Origin of the sequence: Hephaestia caeni (assembly GCF_003550065.1) — a bacterium.
Taxonomy (GTDB): domain Bacteria; phylum Pseudomonadota; class Alphaproteobacteria; order Sphingomonadales; family Sphingomonadaceae; genus Sphingomonas; species Sphingomonas caeni_A.
In genome coordinates, this window is record NZ_QXDC01000004.1 from 841,045 (window position 1) to 855,430 (window position 14,386).

Here is a 14,386-nt window from a genome sequence, read left to right on the forward strand (position 1 = left end):
CGCGACGATCCGTTCGTGAACCGGGCAGTGACCGCCCGGCTGATGCCCGGTGTCGAGGCGATCGACGCCGCCGATTGGGATGCCTGCGCGGGCAATGCCAACCCGTTCGTCGGCCACACCTTCCTCGCGCTGCTCGAACGATCGGGGAGTGCGACGGCGGCCGCGGGCTGGCAACCGCTGCCGATCGTCGTCGACGGGCCGGACGGAAGGCCCGGCGCGATCGCCCCGGTTTATGCCAAGAGCCACAGCCAGGGCGAATATGTCTTCGACCACGGCTGGGCGGAGGCGTGGGAGCGCGCGGGCGGCGCCTATTACCCCAAGCTCCAGGTCGCGGTGCCCTTCACCCCCGTGCCCGGCCCGCGCCTGCTGCTGCGCGATACAGCGCTGGCGCCGGCGCTGATCGCGGGCATCGAGGCGGTCGTCGACCAGCACGGTCTGTCTTCGGCCCACGCGAGTTTCGTCGCCCCCGATCAGGTGCCGCTGTTCGAGGCGGCGGGCTGGCTGATCCGGCAAGGCACGCAATTCCATTGGCGCAACCACGGCTATCGCTGCTTCGACGATTTCCTGGGCCAGCTCGCCTCGCGCAAGCGCAAGGCGATCCGGCACGAACGCGCCGCGGCGATCGCGGGGCTGACGATCCGCCATCTCACCGGCAACGCCATCACCGAAGCGCATTGGAACGCGTTCTGGGCCTTCTATCAGGACACGGGCGCGCGCAAATGGGGCCGCCCCTACCTAACCCGTGCCTTCTTCTCGCTGCTCGGCGAGGCGATGGCGGACAAGGTGCTGCTGATCCTCGCCGAGCGCGACGGCCGGGCGATCGCGGGCGCGCTCAACCTGATCGGCGCCGACACGCTCTACGGCCGCTATTGGGGAGCGATCGAGGACGTGCCGTTCCTTCATTTCGAGCTATGCTATTATCAGGCGATCGACGCCGCGATCGCGCGCGGGCTGGCGACCGTCGAGGCGGGCGCGCAGGGCGAGCACAAGCTCGCGCGGGGTTATGCGCCGGTGCCGACCTTCTCCGCGCATTATCTGCCCGATCCGGGCTTTCGGAGCGCGGTCGCCGATTTCATCGCCCGCGAGCGCGAGGCGGTGGCGGCGGATCGCGATTTTCTCGCCGAACTGATGCCGTTCAGGAAGGGCTGAGCGGCGCGGGCTGCGTGTGATCGTCGATCCGGTAGAGCACGCTCGTGCCCGAGCGCCAGATCGGCGTCATGCCCCGCACCAGCGCGGGATCGTAATGCGGCGGGTTGATCAGCCAGACGTAATCGAAGGCATTGCGCGGGAAGGTCGCGAGCGCCTTGGAGATCGGCCGCCACAATTCGTATGGGCATTGCGACAGCGTGGCGAGCTGGGACGGATCGTGCGCGAAGCCCTGCGCGGCGCGATAGCGGACAGTGAGCAACTGCGCGCCGGCCATCGACCATTGATCGTTGGAAAAGGCCAGCCGTCGCTCGAGCGCGAAGGCCGGGAGGTGCTCGAAGCGCTGGCCGTACCACACGTTGCGGCAGGCGACACCGACGAAGGATACCAGCCTGGCGCCGACCGGCACGTGATCGAGCGCGGTGAGTTCGTGCTTCCAGCTACGATCGTAGAGATACAGGCTGGCGGTCGTCGCGGCCATTCGCGCGCCGAAAAAGACGAGCCCCGCCGCGGCGAGCAGCGAGGCGCCGCGCATCGACAGCCCCGGCCGGGGACGCAGCGCAAGGACCGCGATCCCGGCGAGATAAGGCGCAAGCCGCATGTCGGCATAAGCCGAGCCGAACACGATGCGCGGCAGCAGGATATAAACCGCGATCAGGAACAGCGCCGATAACGTCAGGTTGCGCGAATATTGGATCTTGGGATCGCGGATGCCCTTGAGCAGGATCAGCAGCAGCACCGCGACCGAGGCGATATCGAACGCCATCCAGCGATCGCGCAGCATCATCACCATCCAGGCGACCTTGGCCCCCCAGTTGAACCAGTCCGCGGTCTGACCCGAGACGTGCTGACCGCCGCGCCACATCGCCATCAGAACCATCGGCAGCGCGAGCAGGAGACAATGCGGAATGGCGCGGAACCATGCCTTGAACCACGAACGTCCGAGATCGCGCTGGCGCACCAGCTCGCCCGAAAAGGCGAGCACACCGAGCACCCCCCAGCCATAGGTGTGACACAGCCAGATCAGGCACGAGAGCGGGACGAAAATCACCGCGCGCAGGCGAATCCGGTGCTGCCGCCCGAGCCGGAGCCACAGCGCGAATGCATTGAGCGCGAGCGCCATCGACAGCGCGAAATTGGCGAACCCGAAATGGAACGGATACGAATAGGCGATCGGCAGCGCGAACAAGGCGGTCGCGGGGACGTGCCCATGCACCTCCCGCGCGATCCACAACAGCCCGCTGACGGTGAGCACGGGAATCGCGATCACGATCAGCTTGACCGCGAGTTCGAGCCCCAGCAGCCGCCCCAGCGGCTCGATCAGAAGATCGATCCCGAGGTTACCGATCAGCGACCATTTGAACGCGTACCAATCATCGAGCCAACGATAGGTGCTGTAATCGAGTTGTACCCGGTAGCGCGCCATGTGCCCCGGCAGATCGACCAGCGGCGGCACCGTCGGCCAGAGCAGCGGCACCGCCGCAAGCGCCACCAGCGCCGCGAGCAGCCATCGCCGGTTCCACCATTGTCGCTGCTGTTCCATGCGTGTGCCTTACGGGTGGATCACGCTCAACCGCAACAAGGATCGCACGCTCCGGCGGCGCACGCTCCGTTCACCCCCGGTCGCGTCGCCCGAGCAGCCGCAAGCGCAGCGCGTTCAGCTTGATGAAGCCGGCGGCGTCGCGCTGGTCGTAGGCGCCTTCGTCATCCTCGAAAGTGACGACCTTTTCCGAATAGAGGCTGTGGGGCGATTTGCGGCCGATCACGTTGACGCTGCCCTTATAGAGCTTGAGCCGTACGGTGCCCGCCACCTTCTCCTGGCTGTGATCGATCGCGGCCTGGAGCATCTCGCGCTCGGGCGCGAACCAGAAGCCGTTGTAGACCAGTTCGGCATAGCGCACCGCGAGTTCGTCCTTGAGGTGCGCGGCACCGCGATCGAGCGTGAGCTGCTCGATGCCGCGATGCGCGCACGTGTAGATCGTGCCGCCGGGTGTTTCGTACATGCCGCGCGACTTCATGCCGACGAAGCGGTTCTCGACCAGATCGAGTCGGCCGATGCCGTGCTTGCGGCCGAGATCGTTGAGCGCCGCGAGCAGCGTGGCGGGCGACATCGCCTTGCCGTTCAAGGCGATGCCGTCGCCGCGTTCGAAATCGATCGTGATGATCTCCGGCGCATCGGGCGCGTCCTCAGGGTTCGCGGTGCGCGAATAGACGTAATCAGGCACCTCCTCCCACGGATCCTCGAGCACCTTCCCCTCGGACGAGGTGTGGAGGAGGTTGGCGTCGGTCGAGAAGGGCGATTCGCCGCGCTTGTCCTTGGGCACCGAAATCTGGTGCTTCTCGGCGAAGTCGATCAGCGCGGTGCGGCTGTGCAAATCCCATTCGCGCCACGGGGCGATCACCTTGATATCGGGGGCGAGCGCGTAATAGCCGAGTTCGAAGCGCACCTGATCGTTGCCCTTGCCGGTGGCGCCGTGCGCCACCGCATCGGCACCGACCTGACGCGCGATCTCGACCTGACGCTTGGCGATCAGCGGCCGCGCGATCGAGGTGCCCAGCAGGTACAGCCCCTCGTAGAGTGCGTTGGCGCGCATCATCGGGAAGACGTAGTCGCGGACGAATTCCTCGCGCAGATCGTCGATGAAGATGTGTTCAGGCTTGACGCCCGCGGCCTCGGCCTTCTTGCGCGCGGGCTCCAGTTCCTCGCCCTGCCCGAGATCGGCGGTGAAGGTGACGACCTCGCAATTGTAGGTCTGCTGGAGCCATTTGAGGATCACGCTCGTGTCCAGCCCGCCCGAATAGGCAAGGACGACTCGGTTGATCTTCTCGGACATGGTCGGCAGCTCCGTGGAGGGGAATCGAGGCGGGCTCTACGGCGCTGCCTTCGCGAGTGCAACAGAGCGCAGCAGCCCCGGCAGAAACGCGCCCAGCGCGACCGCGCGGTAGAGGTAGCTCAGCACCAGCGCGAGCCAGACGCCCCACACCCCCGCCGGGCGCAACAGCAGATCGGTTGCGACATAGGCCGCAGTGGCGAGGATCGCCGCGTTCCTGAGCGCGCGGCCGCGCGTCGCGCCGATGAAGATGCCGTCGAGCAGCCAGGCGGGCGCACCGATCGCAGGGACGATCGCGGCGAAGGGGAGCAACGCGGCGGCGGTGGCGCGCACCTCGTAGTTGGTCGTCAGCAGATCGATGAACGGGCGCCCGGCCGCCCAGAAGATCAGCGCGAACGCGACGCCCGCGGCAAGGCAGAATTCGCCGGTCAGCCGGATCGCGCGGCGCATCGCCTCCGCCGAGCCGCTGCCGATCGCCTGCCCGATGCGCGATTCGGCGGTGAAGGCGAAGCCGTCGAGCACGAAGGCGGCGACGCTGACGAACTGCATCAGCACCTGATTCGCCGCGAGCGTGGTCTCGCCCAGCCGCGCGCCGGCGTTGGTGAACCAGGTGAACATCAGGAGCAGCGCGATCGTGCGGATCATGATGTCGGCGTTGACCGCGAACAGCCGCCGCATCGCATCGCGCGCGAACAGGCGCTGGTCGCGCAGCCGCCCGAGCACCGCGAGGCCGCCGGTATAGCGGCCCGCGATCAGCAATCCGACGACGAGCGCGGTCCATTCGGCGCACGCGGTGCCGAGCCCGACGCCGCGCGCGCCCATGCCGTAATGCCAGACGAAGAGCACGTTGAGGCCGATGTTGACGAGGTTCATCACGATCTGGAGCACCAGCGCCGCACGCGTCCGCCCCAGCCCAAGCAGCCAGCCGTTGATCGCGAACACGGCGAGCGAGGCGGGCGCGCCGAGGAAGCGCGCGGCGACATAGCCCTGAGCCGCCGCGTCGAGCCGCGCGCCGCCGGCAAGCAGCGCGAAGGCGAGCGGGATCAGCGCGATCTGAAGCGCGAACAAGGCGAGCCCGAGCCCGACACCCAACGCGAGCCCCCGCAGCAGCATCGCCTCGACCTCGGCGGCGTCGGCCGCGCCCTCGGCCTGCGCGGTCATCCCCGTCATCCCCATGCGCAGGAAGCCGAAGGTCCAGAAGATGAGGTTGATGATCGTGGTGCCGAGCGCGACCCCCGCCAGCGCCGCCGCATCGCCGGTGTGCCCGATCACCGCGGTATCGACGAGCCCGACGAGCGGCACCGTCGTCTGGCCGAGCATGATCGGCCAGGCCTGCGCGAAGATCGAGCGGCGGGTGAGCACGTCGGTCACGCCGGCGGCATTGCCCGCGAAGCGGCGGGAATCAAGCGCCCTCTGCGTGGAAGGATCGCGAAAGGTGAGGCTAAGGTGAGGCCAAGAACGCGCCGTCGCCGACCGTCAGGGCAGGCGGTAATGATCGGCGAGGCGATCGAGCGCGAGGGTGAGAACGAGCTTGCCCGCGCGCGCCGGCCAGCCGAGCGCGCGTTCGGCCGCCGGCACCCCCTCGCCCGCGCACACCACGCGCCACAGGATGTCCGAAAGCCCTGAGCCCACGCCGGCGATCGCGACATCGAAGCGGCGCTTGGCGTCGATCTGCGCCGTGGCGGGATCGGAGGCTTGCGGCGTCGCGTGGCGCGCATGCGGCGTGGCATCCCAGCGCATCGTGACCCGCGCGCCGAGCGCGGCGCGTTCGTAATCGGCGCGCAGCCGCTCGCCCGCCTCGACCTGCCGCGCCGAGACGAGCCCGCGCGACGCCAGCCACGACAGCGGCGATTCGGCGAGGTTGACCGTGACGCTGCGCCGCCGCGGCGTGCCGGCGTCGCTACGCACCACGCCGTGCTCGTCGATGCGTCGTTCCGCCAGATCGCGCATATAATGCCTCCGTTCGCCGAGTCGCACGAAGGCCTTGCCACATCGGCATGTTTGTAGGACAGTGAAAAACCAATTCGGTTAAAGGAGCGAGCGAATGATCACCGCGATCCGCGAAGTGCGCCGCGCCAAGGGACTGACGCTCGACGAGGTCGCGCGGGCGTGCGATCCGCCGACGACGGCGCAGACGATCGGACGGCTCGAAACCGGCACGCGCACCGTATCGGTCGACTGGCTCAACCGGATCGCCGCGGCGCTGGGGGTGGCGGCGGCCGATCTCGTCAAGCTGCCCGACCGCGCCGACCTGCCCGTCGCCGCGATCCTTTCCGCCGCCGGCACCCACGCGCCGACGCGGCCCGAGGCGGTGACGCCGCCGCTGCCGGGACCGGGCTCCGTCGCGGTGACGGTGGCCGACAGTGTCGGCGACTATCGCGCGGGCGACGAGATCTGGTGCGAGCAGCTTGGCCCCGAGGCGTTCGGGCACGCGCTCAACCGCGACGTGCTGGTGCCGCGCGCGGGCGGGCGTTTCCTGTTCGGGCGGCTGATCGGGCGCGAGGCCGGCACGCCGGGCAAGCTCCACCTGCTGCCGCCGGGCGCGGGCGCGCGCCAACAGATCGTCGCCGACCCGCCGTGGATCGCGCGTGCGGTGCGGCTGGTGCGGGGGCTGTAGGGGATCATTTCCGGCTGACGCCAGTTCACGCGGAGGCGCGGAGATCGCCGCGGCGTTCGCGTGACCATTTCCGTCGTGCGCGAAAAGCGGTGACGTGGTGGGCGATGACGGGCTCGAACCGCCGACATCCTCGGTGTAAACGAGGCGCTCTACCAACTGAGCTAATCGCCCGTACCAGCGACGGCCGCGTCATAACGGCCTTTTCCCGGCGCGCAAGCATGGCCTGAGGCGTCGATCGGTCGTTAGCGATTTGTTAACCTTTTCGGACCAGCCTGCATTCCGGCTCTGGGGGACCTCGGCACTCGGCGAACGAGCGCCATGTAGCGTAACCTGGAGGTCGGTATGCACACTCATCGCAAGGTTCAGCCGCTCAGCGTCGTCGGCCCGCTCGGCGAGGCGCTGACGCTCCGCACCCTCCCTGCGCGCGACACCAAGCGCTGGATCGTCCGCCGCAAGGCCGAGGTTGTGGCCGCGGTGCGCGGCGGGCTGCTCACCGTCGACGAGGCATGTGCGCGCTATCGGCTGAGCCCGGAGGAACTGGCGAGCTGGCAACACGCGGTCGATGTCGCCGGGATGCCGGGCCTGCGCGTGACGCGCACGCAGCAGTATCGCGACCTGTATGGGGAACGCAATCGGCGAGGGCAAACCGGTTAAGGCAAAGCCCGGTTCGAAATCGTTCTAGACGCGCGCCGCCGCACGCAATCGGGGCTTTATCGCTTGCCGGCCTCAGCGATCGCGGCATTTCCGATGAAGCCGAAGCCTTCGGAATCACCGATCGCGTTTGCATACATGATTGCCGCGATCAGTCCGGAATATTTCTTTGAGAACTCCTTGAAATCCACCTCACGCGGGGGTTGGAATGAAATTCCCTCGCCGTGCGCCTTCAAAGCGGAGCCGGGAATGAGCCCGCAATGGCTTTCGAGAGCGCGGGCATAGTCTGCGAGGCTCTCGTAAGCGGTTCTTTTGGGAAAGTTATCGAGCAGACCCAGCTTTTTCAGGCCGGCTGTCGCATCGGCAATCATTTGCGGCCGGTACAACTCCGCCATGAAATCGGTATAGGCTGATTGCAGTGCATTCTCCCGGAACGTGACGATCTCATGACCTGCTGCCCGATTGATGCACGCGAACTGGTTTTCAGTGGCCCCCGCATCCCGCCCGATGACAATCTCAATGCTCTGCAAATAATCCTCATACTTGACCGTAAAGCCCTGCGCATCGAGCCCGCAATCGACCAATTTCTGCGCGATAACCTGCTCTTGCTGGATTGGCGGCTCTGGCGGCAGATCGATCATCCGACGTCCCCATCAACATTCTCGAACAGGCGGAAGCTACTCGCAAATACAGCCGAGAGCATTCAAAACGTTCGCAATGAGGCGTTCAACGGTGATCCGCTTCACCGATCGCTGTCGCGATGCGCGACGTGGCGGAAAGTCGATGTCTCCGCGACATCCCTACGCGATCGGCAATCCCTGGCGTTTGGCGGCGGTGCAGTAATCGAGCAGCGCCTGGCGCGTCGGGGGCGTCAGCATGACGAAGGCGCGGCGGCGGTCGTCGGGATCGGGGGCGCGGCCCAACAGCCCCGCCTCGGTCATCCGCCCGATCCAACGTAGTGCGGTGGTGGGCGCGACCGCGGCGGCGATGCACAGGCTGGAGACCGACACCCGGCCGCCTTCGAGATCGGCAGCGAACAGATCGAGCAGCATATCCCACGCCGGATCCTCGAACAGCCCGCCGGGGATATATTGATCGCGCAGGCGGCGCGAGCGGATCGCGTCGCGCAGATCACGCGCCTCGACGATCGCGCCGGGAGCGACCTCCGCCGCGCGGTAGCCCGGGCGCCGGTCGCTCACCACATTCTCGCCCGGCGCGGCCGGGCCGCGTTCGGCGAGCCGGGCCAGCGCCTCGGCGATCCGCGCCACCTCTTCATTCATCCGGCGCAGGCGATCGGCCTCGCGGCTGCTCTCGCCGACGACCGCGAGGCGCGACGAGCGCGCGAGCATGATCGCGAGCATGCGCTGCGCCACGTCGGGGGCGCACAGCAGATCGACCTCGCCGCCGAGCAGATGGCGCGAGACCGGATCGATCTGCGCCTGGCCGAGCGCGACGATCACCCGCGCCCGCATCGCGCGCGATCGCTGGGCGAGGCGCGGCAGCAACTCGTCGAGCGTCGCGTCGTCGAGCGCCTCGGCTTCGAGCATGACGAGATCGACTGCGCCGTCGAGCGCGGCCGCGTCACCCGGATCGGCGGTGCCGGCGACGCGCGCGCCCGCAGCGTCGATCGCCTCGCCGGCGAGACGCACGGCGGCCGCGTCGCTGCCGATCACGAGCGCGCGCAGCACGCGGCCGACGGGCGGTTCGTGCGCGAAGGTCGCCGTCATCGCTCAGCGCCTCAATCGAGCGCCTTGACGATCTCCTCGACCATCTTCTTGGCGTCGGACAGGAGCATCATCGTGTTGTCGCGGTAGAAGACCTCGTTGTCGACGCCGGCATAGCCCACGCCACCCATCGAGCGTTTGACGAACAGCACGGTCTTGGCCTTTTCCACGTCGAGCACGGGCATGCCGTAGATCGGCGACGACTTGTCCGTCTTGGCGGCGGGGTTGGTGACGTCGTTGGCGCCGATGACGAAAGCGACGTCGGTCTGCGCGAATTCGCTGTTGATGTCCTCCAGCTCGAACACCTCGTCATAAGGAACGTTGGCCTCGGCGAGCAGCACGTTCATATGGCCGGGCATCCGCCCGGCGACCGGATGGATCGCGTATTTGACGCGCACGCCGGCTTCCTTGAGCTTGTCGCCCATCTCCCGCAGCGCGTGCTGCGCCTGCGCGACCGCCATGCCGTAGCCGGGGACGATGATGACCTGTTCGGCCTGACTCATCAGGAACGCGGCATCCTCGGCCGAGCCGCGCTTCCACGGCCGGTCGATCGCGGCATCGCCGCCGCTTGCCCCCGCACTGTCGCCGCCGAAGCCGCCCGCGATCACCGAGACGAAGCTGCGGTTCATCGCGCGGCACATGATGTAGCTGAGGATCGCGCCCGACGAACCCACCAGCGCGCCGGTGATGATCATCGCGGTGTTGTGGAGCGTGAAGCCCATCGCCGCCGCCGCCCAGCCCGAATAGCTGTTGAGCATCGACACGACGACCGGCATGTCCGCGCCGCCGATCGGCACGATCAACAGGAAACCGATCGCGAACGACAGCGCGGTGATCGTCCAGAAAATCCAGGGCGACTGATCCTGCGTGAAATACGCGACCAACCCGACGATCGCGGCGAGCACGCCGAAGTTGATGACATGGCGGAACGGCAGCAGGATCGGCTTGCCCGACATATTGCCGTTGAGCTTCGCGAACGCGATCACCGAGCCGGAGAAAGTGATCGCGCCGATCGCGACGCCGAGCCCCATTTCGACCCGGCTGACCGGGTGGATCGCCAGGAACGGATCGCCGATCATCGGCGTCACCAGATCGGCGATGCCAAACGCGCCCGGATTGAGATAGGCCGCGCAACCCACCAGCACCGCGGCGAGGCCCACGAGGCTGTGGAACGCCGCGACGAGCTGCGGCATCGCCGTCATCGCGATCCGGCGGGCGATGACGAGGCCGATTCCGCCGCCGATCGCGATGGCGACGAGGATTTCGAGCGCGGCCACCAGATCCATGCCGCCGAAGATGGCGCCATCCGCAACGGTGTCTGCGAAACGCGGGGCGTGCGTGATCAGCGTCGTGATCACAGCAATGCCCATGCCGACCATGCCGAAGCGATTGCCCCGGCGGCTGCTTTCAGGGGACGACAGGCCGCGCAGCGCGAGGATGAAGCACACGCCCGCGATCAGATAGGCCAGCGCGACCCAGGGGTTCACCGTGCTCGCGTGTTCCACTATTCTCTGTCCCCTTCCGTCACCCCGGCCTTGAGCCGGGGTCCCGCTGTTATCCCGCACCCGAAGAAGCGGGACCCCGGCTCAAGGCCGGGGTGACGTAGATTATTTGGCTGGCGCCGCCGGCCGTTCTTTCTTCTTGTACATCGCGAGCATCCGCGCGGTGACGGCGAAGCCGCCGAAGATGTTGACGCTGGCCAGCGCCACCGCGATCAGCCCGAGCCATTTCGAGCCGGTCGAACCCGCCGCCGCGCTCGCGATGAGCGCGCCGACGATGATCACGCTCGAGATCGCGTTGGTCACCGCCATCAGCGGCGTGTGCAGCGCGGGTGTGACCGACCACACGACATAATAGCCGACGAACACCGCCAGCACGAAGATCGACAGGATCGAGATGAAGTCCATCGGTTTACTCCTGATCCTCCCCGGCACGGGGAGGGGGACCGTCGGCCGCAGGCCGATGGTGGAGGGGCGTCGACGCAAGCGCGACGATCGCTTCGGCGGCGGCGCCAGCATCTCGCAATACTTCGGAAGCCGGAATGTGAACCACCGTCAATCCGCGCGAGCGTAGATAGACATCGCGCCGGGCGTCATATGCCGGCGCTCCTTTGGCCGCGTGTATTTCGCCATCGACTTCAACCGCCAATCGCGCGGAGGCACAATAGAAATCGACGCTATAGTCCGGTCCAACCGGATGCTGCCGCCGAAACTTCACGCCCATCGGCGATCCGCGCAACCGCTGCCACAGCAGCACCTCGGGATAGCTCATCTGCCGGCGCAGTTTGCGGGCGCGCTCCACGCTCGGTGGAACTCTTGAGGCGGGCGCCCCTCCACCGCCTTCGGCGGTTCCCCTCCCCGTCCCGGGGAGGATCATGCGAGCAGCCTCTCGTTCACCACCTTGCCGCCCTGGGTCAGGCGGATGGCGGCGGCGATTTCGTCGTCTTCGGGAAGGACCGGCTTGCCTGCCCCCTTGTCCCAGAAGGCGGCGAGGAAATTGTAGAGGTTGCGCGCGAACAGCGCCGAGGCGTCGGCGGCAAGCCGGCTCGGCACGTTCTTGTGGCCGACGATCCTGACGCCGTGCTTCTCGACGATCTCGCCGGCAACCGCGCCTTCGACATTGCCGCCCTGTTCGACCGCGAGATCGACGATCACGCTGCCGGGCTTCATCGTCGCCAATTGCGCGTCCGAAATCAGGCGCGGCGCGGGCCGCCCCGGGATCAGCGCGGTGGTGATGACGATATCCTGTTTGGCGATGTGGCTCGACACGAGGTCGGCCTGCGCCTTTTTATACTCGTCGGACATCTCTCCGGCATAGCCGCCCGAGCCTTCGCCCTCGATGCCCTTCACGTCCTCGACGAAGATCGGCTTGGCGCCGAGGCTCTGGATCTGCTCTTTGGTCGCCGAGCGCACGTCGGTCGCCGAGACCTGCGCGCCGAGGCGCCGCGCGGTCGCGATCGCCTGCAACCCGGCGACACCGACCCCCATCACGAACACGCGCGCGGCCGAGACGGTGCCCGCCGCGGTCATCATCATCGGGAACACGCGATCATAAGCGGCGGCGGCATCGAGCACCGCCTTGTAGCCGGCGAGGTTCGACTGCGACGACAGGATATCCATCGATTGCGCACGCGTGATGCGCGGCATGAATTCCATCGCCAGCGCCTCGATCCCCGCCTTGGCATAAGCGTCGACCCGCGACCGCTCACCGAACGGGTTGAGCCCGGCGACCAGCCACGCGCCCTGCTTCGCCGCGGCGATGCTCGCCGGATCGGGGCCTTGCACGCCAAGGATGATGTCCGCCCCGCGCAACGCCTCGTCGCGGCTGCCGAGCGCGGCGCCCGCGGCTTCATAAGCGGCGTCGGCATAGGACGCGGACGCCCCCGCGCCGCGTTCGATCGCGACCTCGGCGCCGAGGCCGACGAACTTCTTCGCGGTTTCGGGAGTGGCTGCAACGCGCCGCTCGCCCGCGGCGGTTTCCTTGAGGACGGCGATCTTCACGCGGCGTTCCGCCTCACGAAATCAGCCACATGACAATGAGCGCGATCAGGAACAGCGATATCGCGCTCCATTTGAACAGCGCCGTGATCGTCGCATAGGTCGCCTCGTGCGCCTCGATGTTACCGTCGCCGGCCATTGATCCTCGTTCCTTTGAAACCCCGCTTCGCGGCGATCCTTAACCGGCGCCGCACGGCACCTCAAGCCCCAGGGTCAGGACCCTAGGCCGAAACGGGTGCGCTTAAGGCCACCTTTACCCACCGCCGCCTATGATTCGTACCGAACCGGGACCGAGAGGGGTGCAATGACGCGTAACGGCCAGCGTTTGCTGATGCTGATCGATGACGAGCCCGCGCAGCGGCGGCTGGTGTCGGCGCTTGCCGCGCGCGGCGGCTGGCGATCGGTGTTCGCCGCCGACGCCGAAATGGCGATCGCGATGCTCGGCACGCAGGACGGGATGCAGCTCGACGCGATCGTGCTCGACATCTGGTCCCCCGACGACGACGCGGCGGGGCTGATCGCCGAATTGCGCGCGCGCCGCCCCGCGCTACCGATCCTGATGCTGACCGCACACGCCTCGGTCGCGCGCGCGGTCGACGCTATGCGCAGCGGCGCGACCGATTTCCTGGTCAAGCCGATCGCACCCGAACGCCTGCTCGCCGCGCTCGAAACCGCGGTCGGCGGCAAGACCTCGGGCGAGCTGCGCCCGCTGACCGAGAAGATCCCGGCGACATTGGGGTTCGAGGATATCGTCGGCGCCGAGCCGCAGTTCCGCGCCGCGCTGGCGATCGCGGCCAAGGCGGCGCGCGCGCGCGTGCCGGTGCTGCTCGAAGGCGAAAGCGGCGTCGGCAAGGAAGTCGTCGCCGATGCCATCCACGCCGCATCGCCGCGGGGCAAGAAACCGATGGTCGCGGTCAATTGCGGCGCGATCCCCGCCAATCTCGTCGAATCCGAATTGTTCGGGCATGAAAAGGGCGCTTTCACCGGCGCGTTCGAGCGCAAGATCGGGCGGTTTCAGGAAGCCGACGGCGGCACGCTGTTCCTCGACGAGATCGGCGAGATGCCGTTGGACGCGCAGGTCAAGCTGCTGCGCGTATTGCAATCGGGCGAGGTCCAGGCGCTGGGCGCGCGCCACATCCGCGAGGTCGACGTGCGGGTGATCGCGGCGACCAACAAGCGGCTGCTCGACGAAGTCGAAGCCGGGCGGTTCCGCGAGGATCTCTATTACCGGCTCAACGTCGTCCAGGTAACGATCCCGCCGCTGCGCGAGCGCATCGGCGACATTCCCTCGCTCGCGCGCCACCTGCTCGCGCGGATCGCCGAGCAACCGGGGCTGCGCCCGATCGGGATCACCGACGACGCGATCCGGCTGCTGATGAACTACGACTGGCCGGGCAATGTCCGCCAGCTCCAGAACGCGCTGTTCCGCGCCGCCGTGCTGTGCGACGACGCCGCGCTGACCGACGCCGATTTCCCGCAGATCGCCGCGCTCGGCAGCCGCCGGCCGCCGGTCACGCAGACCGCGATGATGGCGTCGAACGGCGGCGTCACGCTCTATCATGCCGACGGCAATCTGCGCGCGCTGGAGGATATCGAGGCCGACGTTATCCGCCTCGCGATCGGCCATTATCGCGGCCGCATGACGGAAGTGGCGCGGCGGCTGGGGATCGGGCGCTCGACGCTCTACCGCAAGCTCGGTGAACTGGGGATCGACAACGCGGCGTGAGGGTTTCAGCGCATCAAAACGATCGCCAACCCGATCGCCGCGCATATGGTGCCCAAAAACAGCATCAAGTTCGCCAGCCAGATTGCCCAGGCTTTCCAGGACTTCCGCCACCGTGGCCCATCTTCCCAAGGTAACAGCAGAAGCTCGATCAGAAAGCCCAGCGCTTCCGCCATTCTATTGGTCTTCCCCGGTTG

At 67.5% G+C, this 14,386-nt stretch carries 16 protein-coding genes and 1 tRNA gene; 4 read left to right on the plus strand and 13 right to left on the minus strand.

Annotated elements, in window-relative coordinates; all coding sequences use genetic code 11:
- Nucleotides 1-42: 42 nt before the first annotated feature.
- Entirely contained in the window at nucleotides 43-1,149 is a 1,107-nt protein-coding gene (locus DFR49_RS18620) for a GNAT family N-acetyltransferase (RefSeq protein ID WP_119037140.1), read from the plus strand.
- On the opposite strand, the gene DFR49_RS18625 is transcribed toward DFR49_RS18620, so the two are convergent.
- From DFR49_RS18625 to DFR49_RS18640, 4 genes are all read right to left on the minus strand, one after another.
- Complete coding sequence (locus tag DFR49_RS18625) at nucleotides 1,136-2,689, minus strand: hypothetical protein (protein WP_245968634.1); 1,554 nt, start codon at nucleotides 2,687-2,689, stop codon at nucleotides 1,136-1,138. The genes DFR49_RS18620 and DFR49_RS18625 overlap by 14 nt on opposite strands.
- A 70-nt stretch (nucleotides 2,690-2,759) precedes the next feature.
- Nucleotides 2,760-3,980: an argininosuccinate synthase gene (locus DFR49_RS18630; RefSeq protein WP_119037141.1), complete on the minus strand. Its 1,221-nt coding sequence runs from the start codon at nucleotides 3,978-3,980 to the stop codon at nucleotides 2,760-2,762.
- Nucleotides 3,981-4,016: 36 nt separating this feature from the next.
- Nucleotides 4,017-5,348, minus strand: a complete 1,332-nt coding sequence (locus tag DFR49_RS18635) for an MATE family efflux transporter (protein ID WP_245968635.1) — start codon at nucleotides 5,346-5,348, stop codon at nucleotides 4,017-4,019.
- A 105-nt stretch (nucleotides 5,349-5,453) separates the two neighbouring features.
- Nucleotides 5,454-5,927 carry a DUF6456 domain-containing protein gene (locus DFR49_RS18640; protein WP_119037142.1) on the minus strand — a complete coding sequence of 158 codons (474 nt, stop codon included), beginning with the start codon at nucleotides 5,925-5,927 and terminating at the stop codon, nucleotides 5,454-5,456.
- A gap of 94 nt (nucleotides 5,928-6,021) precedes the next feature.
- Here DFR49_RS18640 and DFR49_RS18645 point away from each other — a divergent pair, with 94 nt between their 5' ends.
- Complete coding sequence (locus DFR49_RS18645) at nucleotides 6,022-6,594, plus strand: helix-turn-helix domain-containing protein (RefSeq protein ID WP_119037143.1); 573 nt, start codon at nucleotides 6,022-6,024, stop codon at nucleotides 6,592-6,594.
- 95 nt (nucleotides 6,595-6,689) lie between these two features.
- Here the strand turns inward: DFR49_RS18645 and DFR49_RS18650 are convergent.
- Nucleotides 6,690-6,765, minus strand: a tRNA-Val gene (locus DFR49_RS18650).
- 171 nt (nucleotides 6,766-6,936) lie between these two features.
- Between DFR49_RS18650 and sciP the strand changes: the two genes are divergently transcribed.
- Entirely contained in the window at nucleotides 6,937-7,248 is a 312-nt protein-coding gene (gene sciP, locus DFR49_RS18655; protein WP_119037144.1) for a CtrA inhibitor SciP, read from the plus strand.
- A gap of 56 nt (nucleotides 7,249-7,304) precedes the next feature.
- On the opposite strand, the gene DFR49_RS18660 is transcribed toward sciP, so the two are convergent.
- From DFR49_RS18660 to DFR49_RS18690, 7 genes are all read right to left on the minus strand, one after another.
- Nucleotides 7,305-7,886 (minus strand): hypothetical protein, encoded by a 582-nt coding sequence (locus DFR49_RS18660; RefSeq protein WP_119037145.1) that lies wholly within the window; start codon nucleotides 7,884-7,886, stop codon nucleotides 7,305-7,307.
- A 159-nt stretch (nucleotides 7,887-8,045) separates the two neighbouring features.
- Nucleotides 8,046-8,972: a winged helix DNA-binding protein gene (locus tag DFR49_RS18665; protein WP_119037146.1), complete on the minus strand. Its 927-nt coding sequence runs from the start codon at nucleotides 8,970-8,972 to the stop codon at nucleotides 8,046-8,048.
- Between the two features lie 11 nt (nucleotides 8,973-8,983).
- Nucleotides 8,984-10,474: an NAD(P)(+) transhydrogenase (Re/Si-specific) subunit beta gene (locus DFR49_RS18670; protein WP_119037147.1), complete on the minus strand. Its 1,491-nt coding sequence runs from the start codon at nucleotides 10,472-10,474 to the stop codon at nucleotides 8,984-8,986.
- 102 nt (nucleotides 10,475-10,576) lie between these two features.
- The gene (locus DFR49_RS18675; RefSeq protein WP_119037148.1) at nucleotides 10,577-10,876 is read right to left on the minus strand and encodes an NAD(P) transhydrogenase subunit alpha part 2; all 300 of its coding nucleotides are present in this window, start codon (nucleotides 10,874-10,876) and stop codon (nucleotides 10,577-10,579) included.
- A 4-nt stretch (nucleotides 10,877-10,880) separates the two neighbouring features.
- Nucleotides 10,881-11,270, minus strand: a complete 390-nt coding sequence (locus DFR49_RS18680) for an endonuclease domain-containing protein (RefSeq protein ID WP_245968636.1) — start codon at nucleotides 11,268-11,270, stop codon at nucleotides 10,881-10,883.
- Between the two features lie 71 nt (nucleotides 11,271-11,341).
- Complete coding sequence (locus DFR49_RS18685) at nucleotides 11,342-12,469, minus strand: Re/Si-specific NAD(P)(+) transhydrogenase subunit alpha (RefSeq protein ID WP_119037150.1); 1,128 nt, start codon at nucleotides 12,467-12,469, stop codon at nucleotides 11,342-11,344.
- A 13-nt stretch (nucleotides 12,470-12,482) separates the two neighbouring features.
- Nucleotides 12,483-12,605: an aa3-type cytochrome c oxidase subunit IV gene (locus tag DFR49_RS18690; RefSeq protein WP_119037151.1), complete on the minus strand. Its 123-nt coding sequence runs from the start codon at nucleotides 12,603-12,605 to the stop codon at nucleotides 12,483-12,485.
- Nucleotides 12,606-12,770: 165 nt separating this feature from the next.
- Between DFR49_RS18690 and DFR49_RS18695 the strand changes: the two genes are divergently transcribed.
- Entirely contained in the window at nucleotides 12,771-14,192 is a 1,422-nt protein-coding gene (locus DFR49_RS18695) for a sigma-54-dependent transcriptional regulator (RefSeq protein ID WP_119037152.1), read from the plus strand.
- 5 nt (nucleotides 14,193-14,197) lie between these two features.
- Here the strand turns inward: DFR49_RS18695 and DFR49_RS22065 are convergent, their stop codons facing one another.
- Complete coding sequence (locus DFR49_RS22065; protein WP_170151053.1) at nucleotides 14,198-14,365, minus strand: hypothetical protein; 168 nt, start codon at nucleotides 14,363-14,365, stop codon at nucleotides 14,198-14,200.
- Between the last annotated feature and the right edge of the window lie 21 nt (nucleotides 14,366-14,386).

Excerpts from the sequence above, each read along its gene's own strand:
- DFR49_RS18620 (WP_119037140.1), top strand. The coding sequence starts at position 43 with ATGCCCGGTGTCGAGGCGATCGACGCCGCCGATTGGGATGCCTGCGCG.
- DFR49_RS18625 (WP_245968634.1), bottom strand. The coding sequence starts at position 2,689 with ATGGAACAGCAGCGACAATGGTGGAACCGGCGATGGCTGCTCGCGGCG.
- DFR49_RS18630 (WP_119037141.1), bottom strand. The coding sequence starts at position 3,980 with ATGTCCGAGAAGATCAACCGAGTCGTCCTTGCCTATTCGGGCGGGCTG.
- DFR49_RS18640 (WP_119037142.1), bottom strand. The coding sequence starts at position 5,927 with ATGCGCGATCTGGCGGAACGACGCATCGACGAGCACGGCGTGGTGCGT.
- DFR49_RS18645 (WP_119037143.1), top strand. The coding sequence starts at position 6,022 with ATGATCACCGCGATCCGCGAAGTGCGCCGCGCCAAGGGACTGACGCTC.
- sciP (WP_119037144.1), top strand. The coding sequence starts at position 6,937 with ATGCACACTCATCGCAAGGTTCAGCCGCTCAGCGTCGTCGGCCCGCTC.
- DFR49_RS18660 (WP_119037145.1), bottom strand. The coding sequence starts at position 7,886 with ATGATCGATCTGCCGCCAGAGCCGCCAATCCAGCAAGAGCAGGTTATC.
- DFR49_RS18665 (WP_119037146.1), bottom strand. The coding sequence starts at position 8,972 with ATGACGGCGACCTTCGCGCACGAACCGCCCGTCGGCCGCGTGCTGCGC.
- DFR49_RS18675 (WP_119037148.1), bottom strand. The coding sequence starts at position 10,876 with ATGGACTTCATCTCGATCCTGTCGATCTTCGTGCTGGCGGTGTTCGTC.
- DFR49_RS18690 (WP_119037151.1), bottom strand. The coding sequence starts at position 12,605 with ATGGCCGGCGACGGTAACATCGAGGCGCACGAGGCGACCTATGCGACG.
- DFR49_RS18695 (WP_119037152.1), top strand. The coding sequence starts at position 12,771 with ATGACGCGTAACGGCCAGCGTTTGCTGATGCTGATCGATGACGAGCCC.
- DFR49_RS22065 (WP_170151053.1), bottom strand. The coding sequence starts at position 14,365 with ATGGCGGAAGCGCTGGGCTTTCTGATCGAGCTTCTGCTGTTACCTTGG.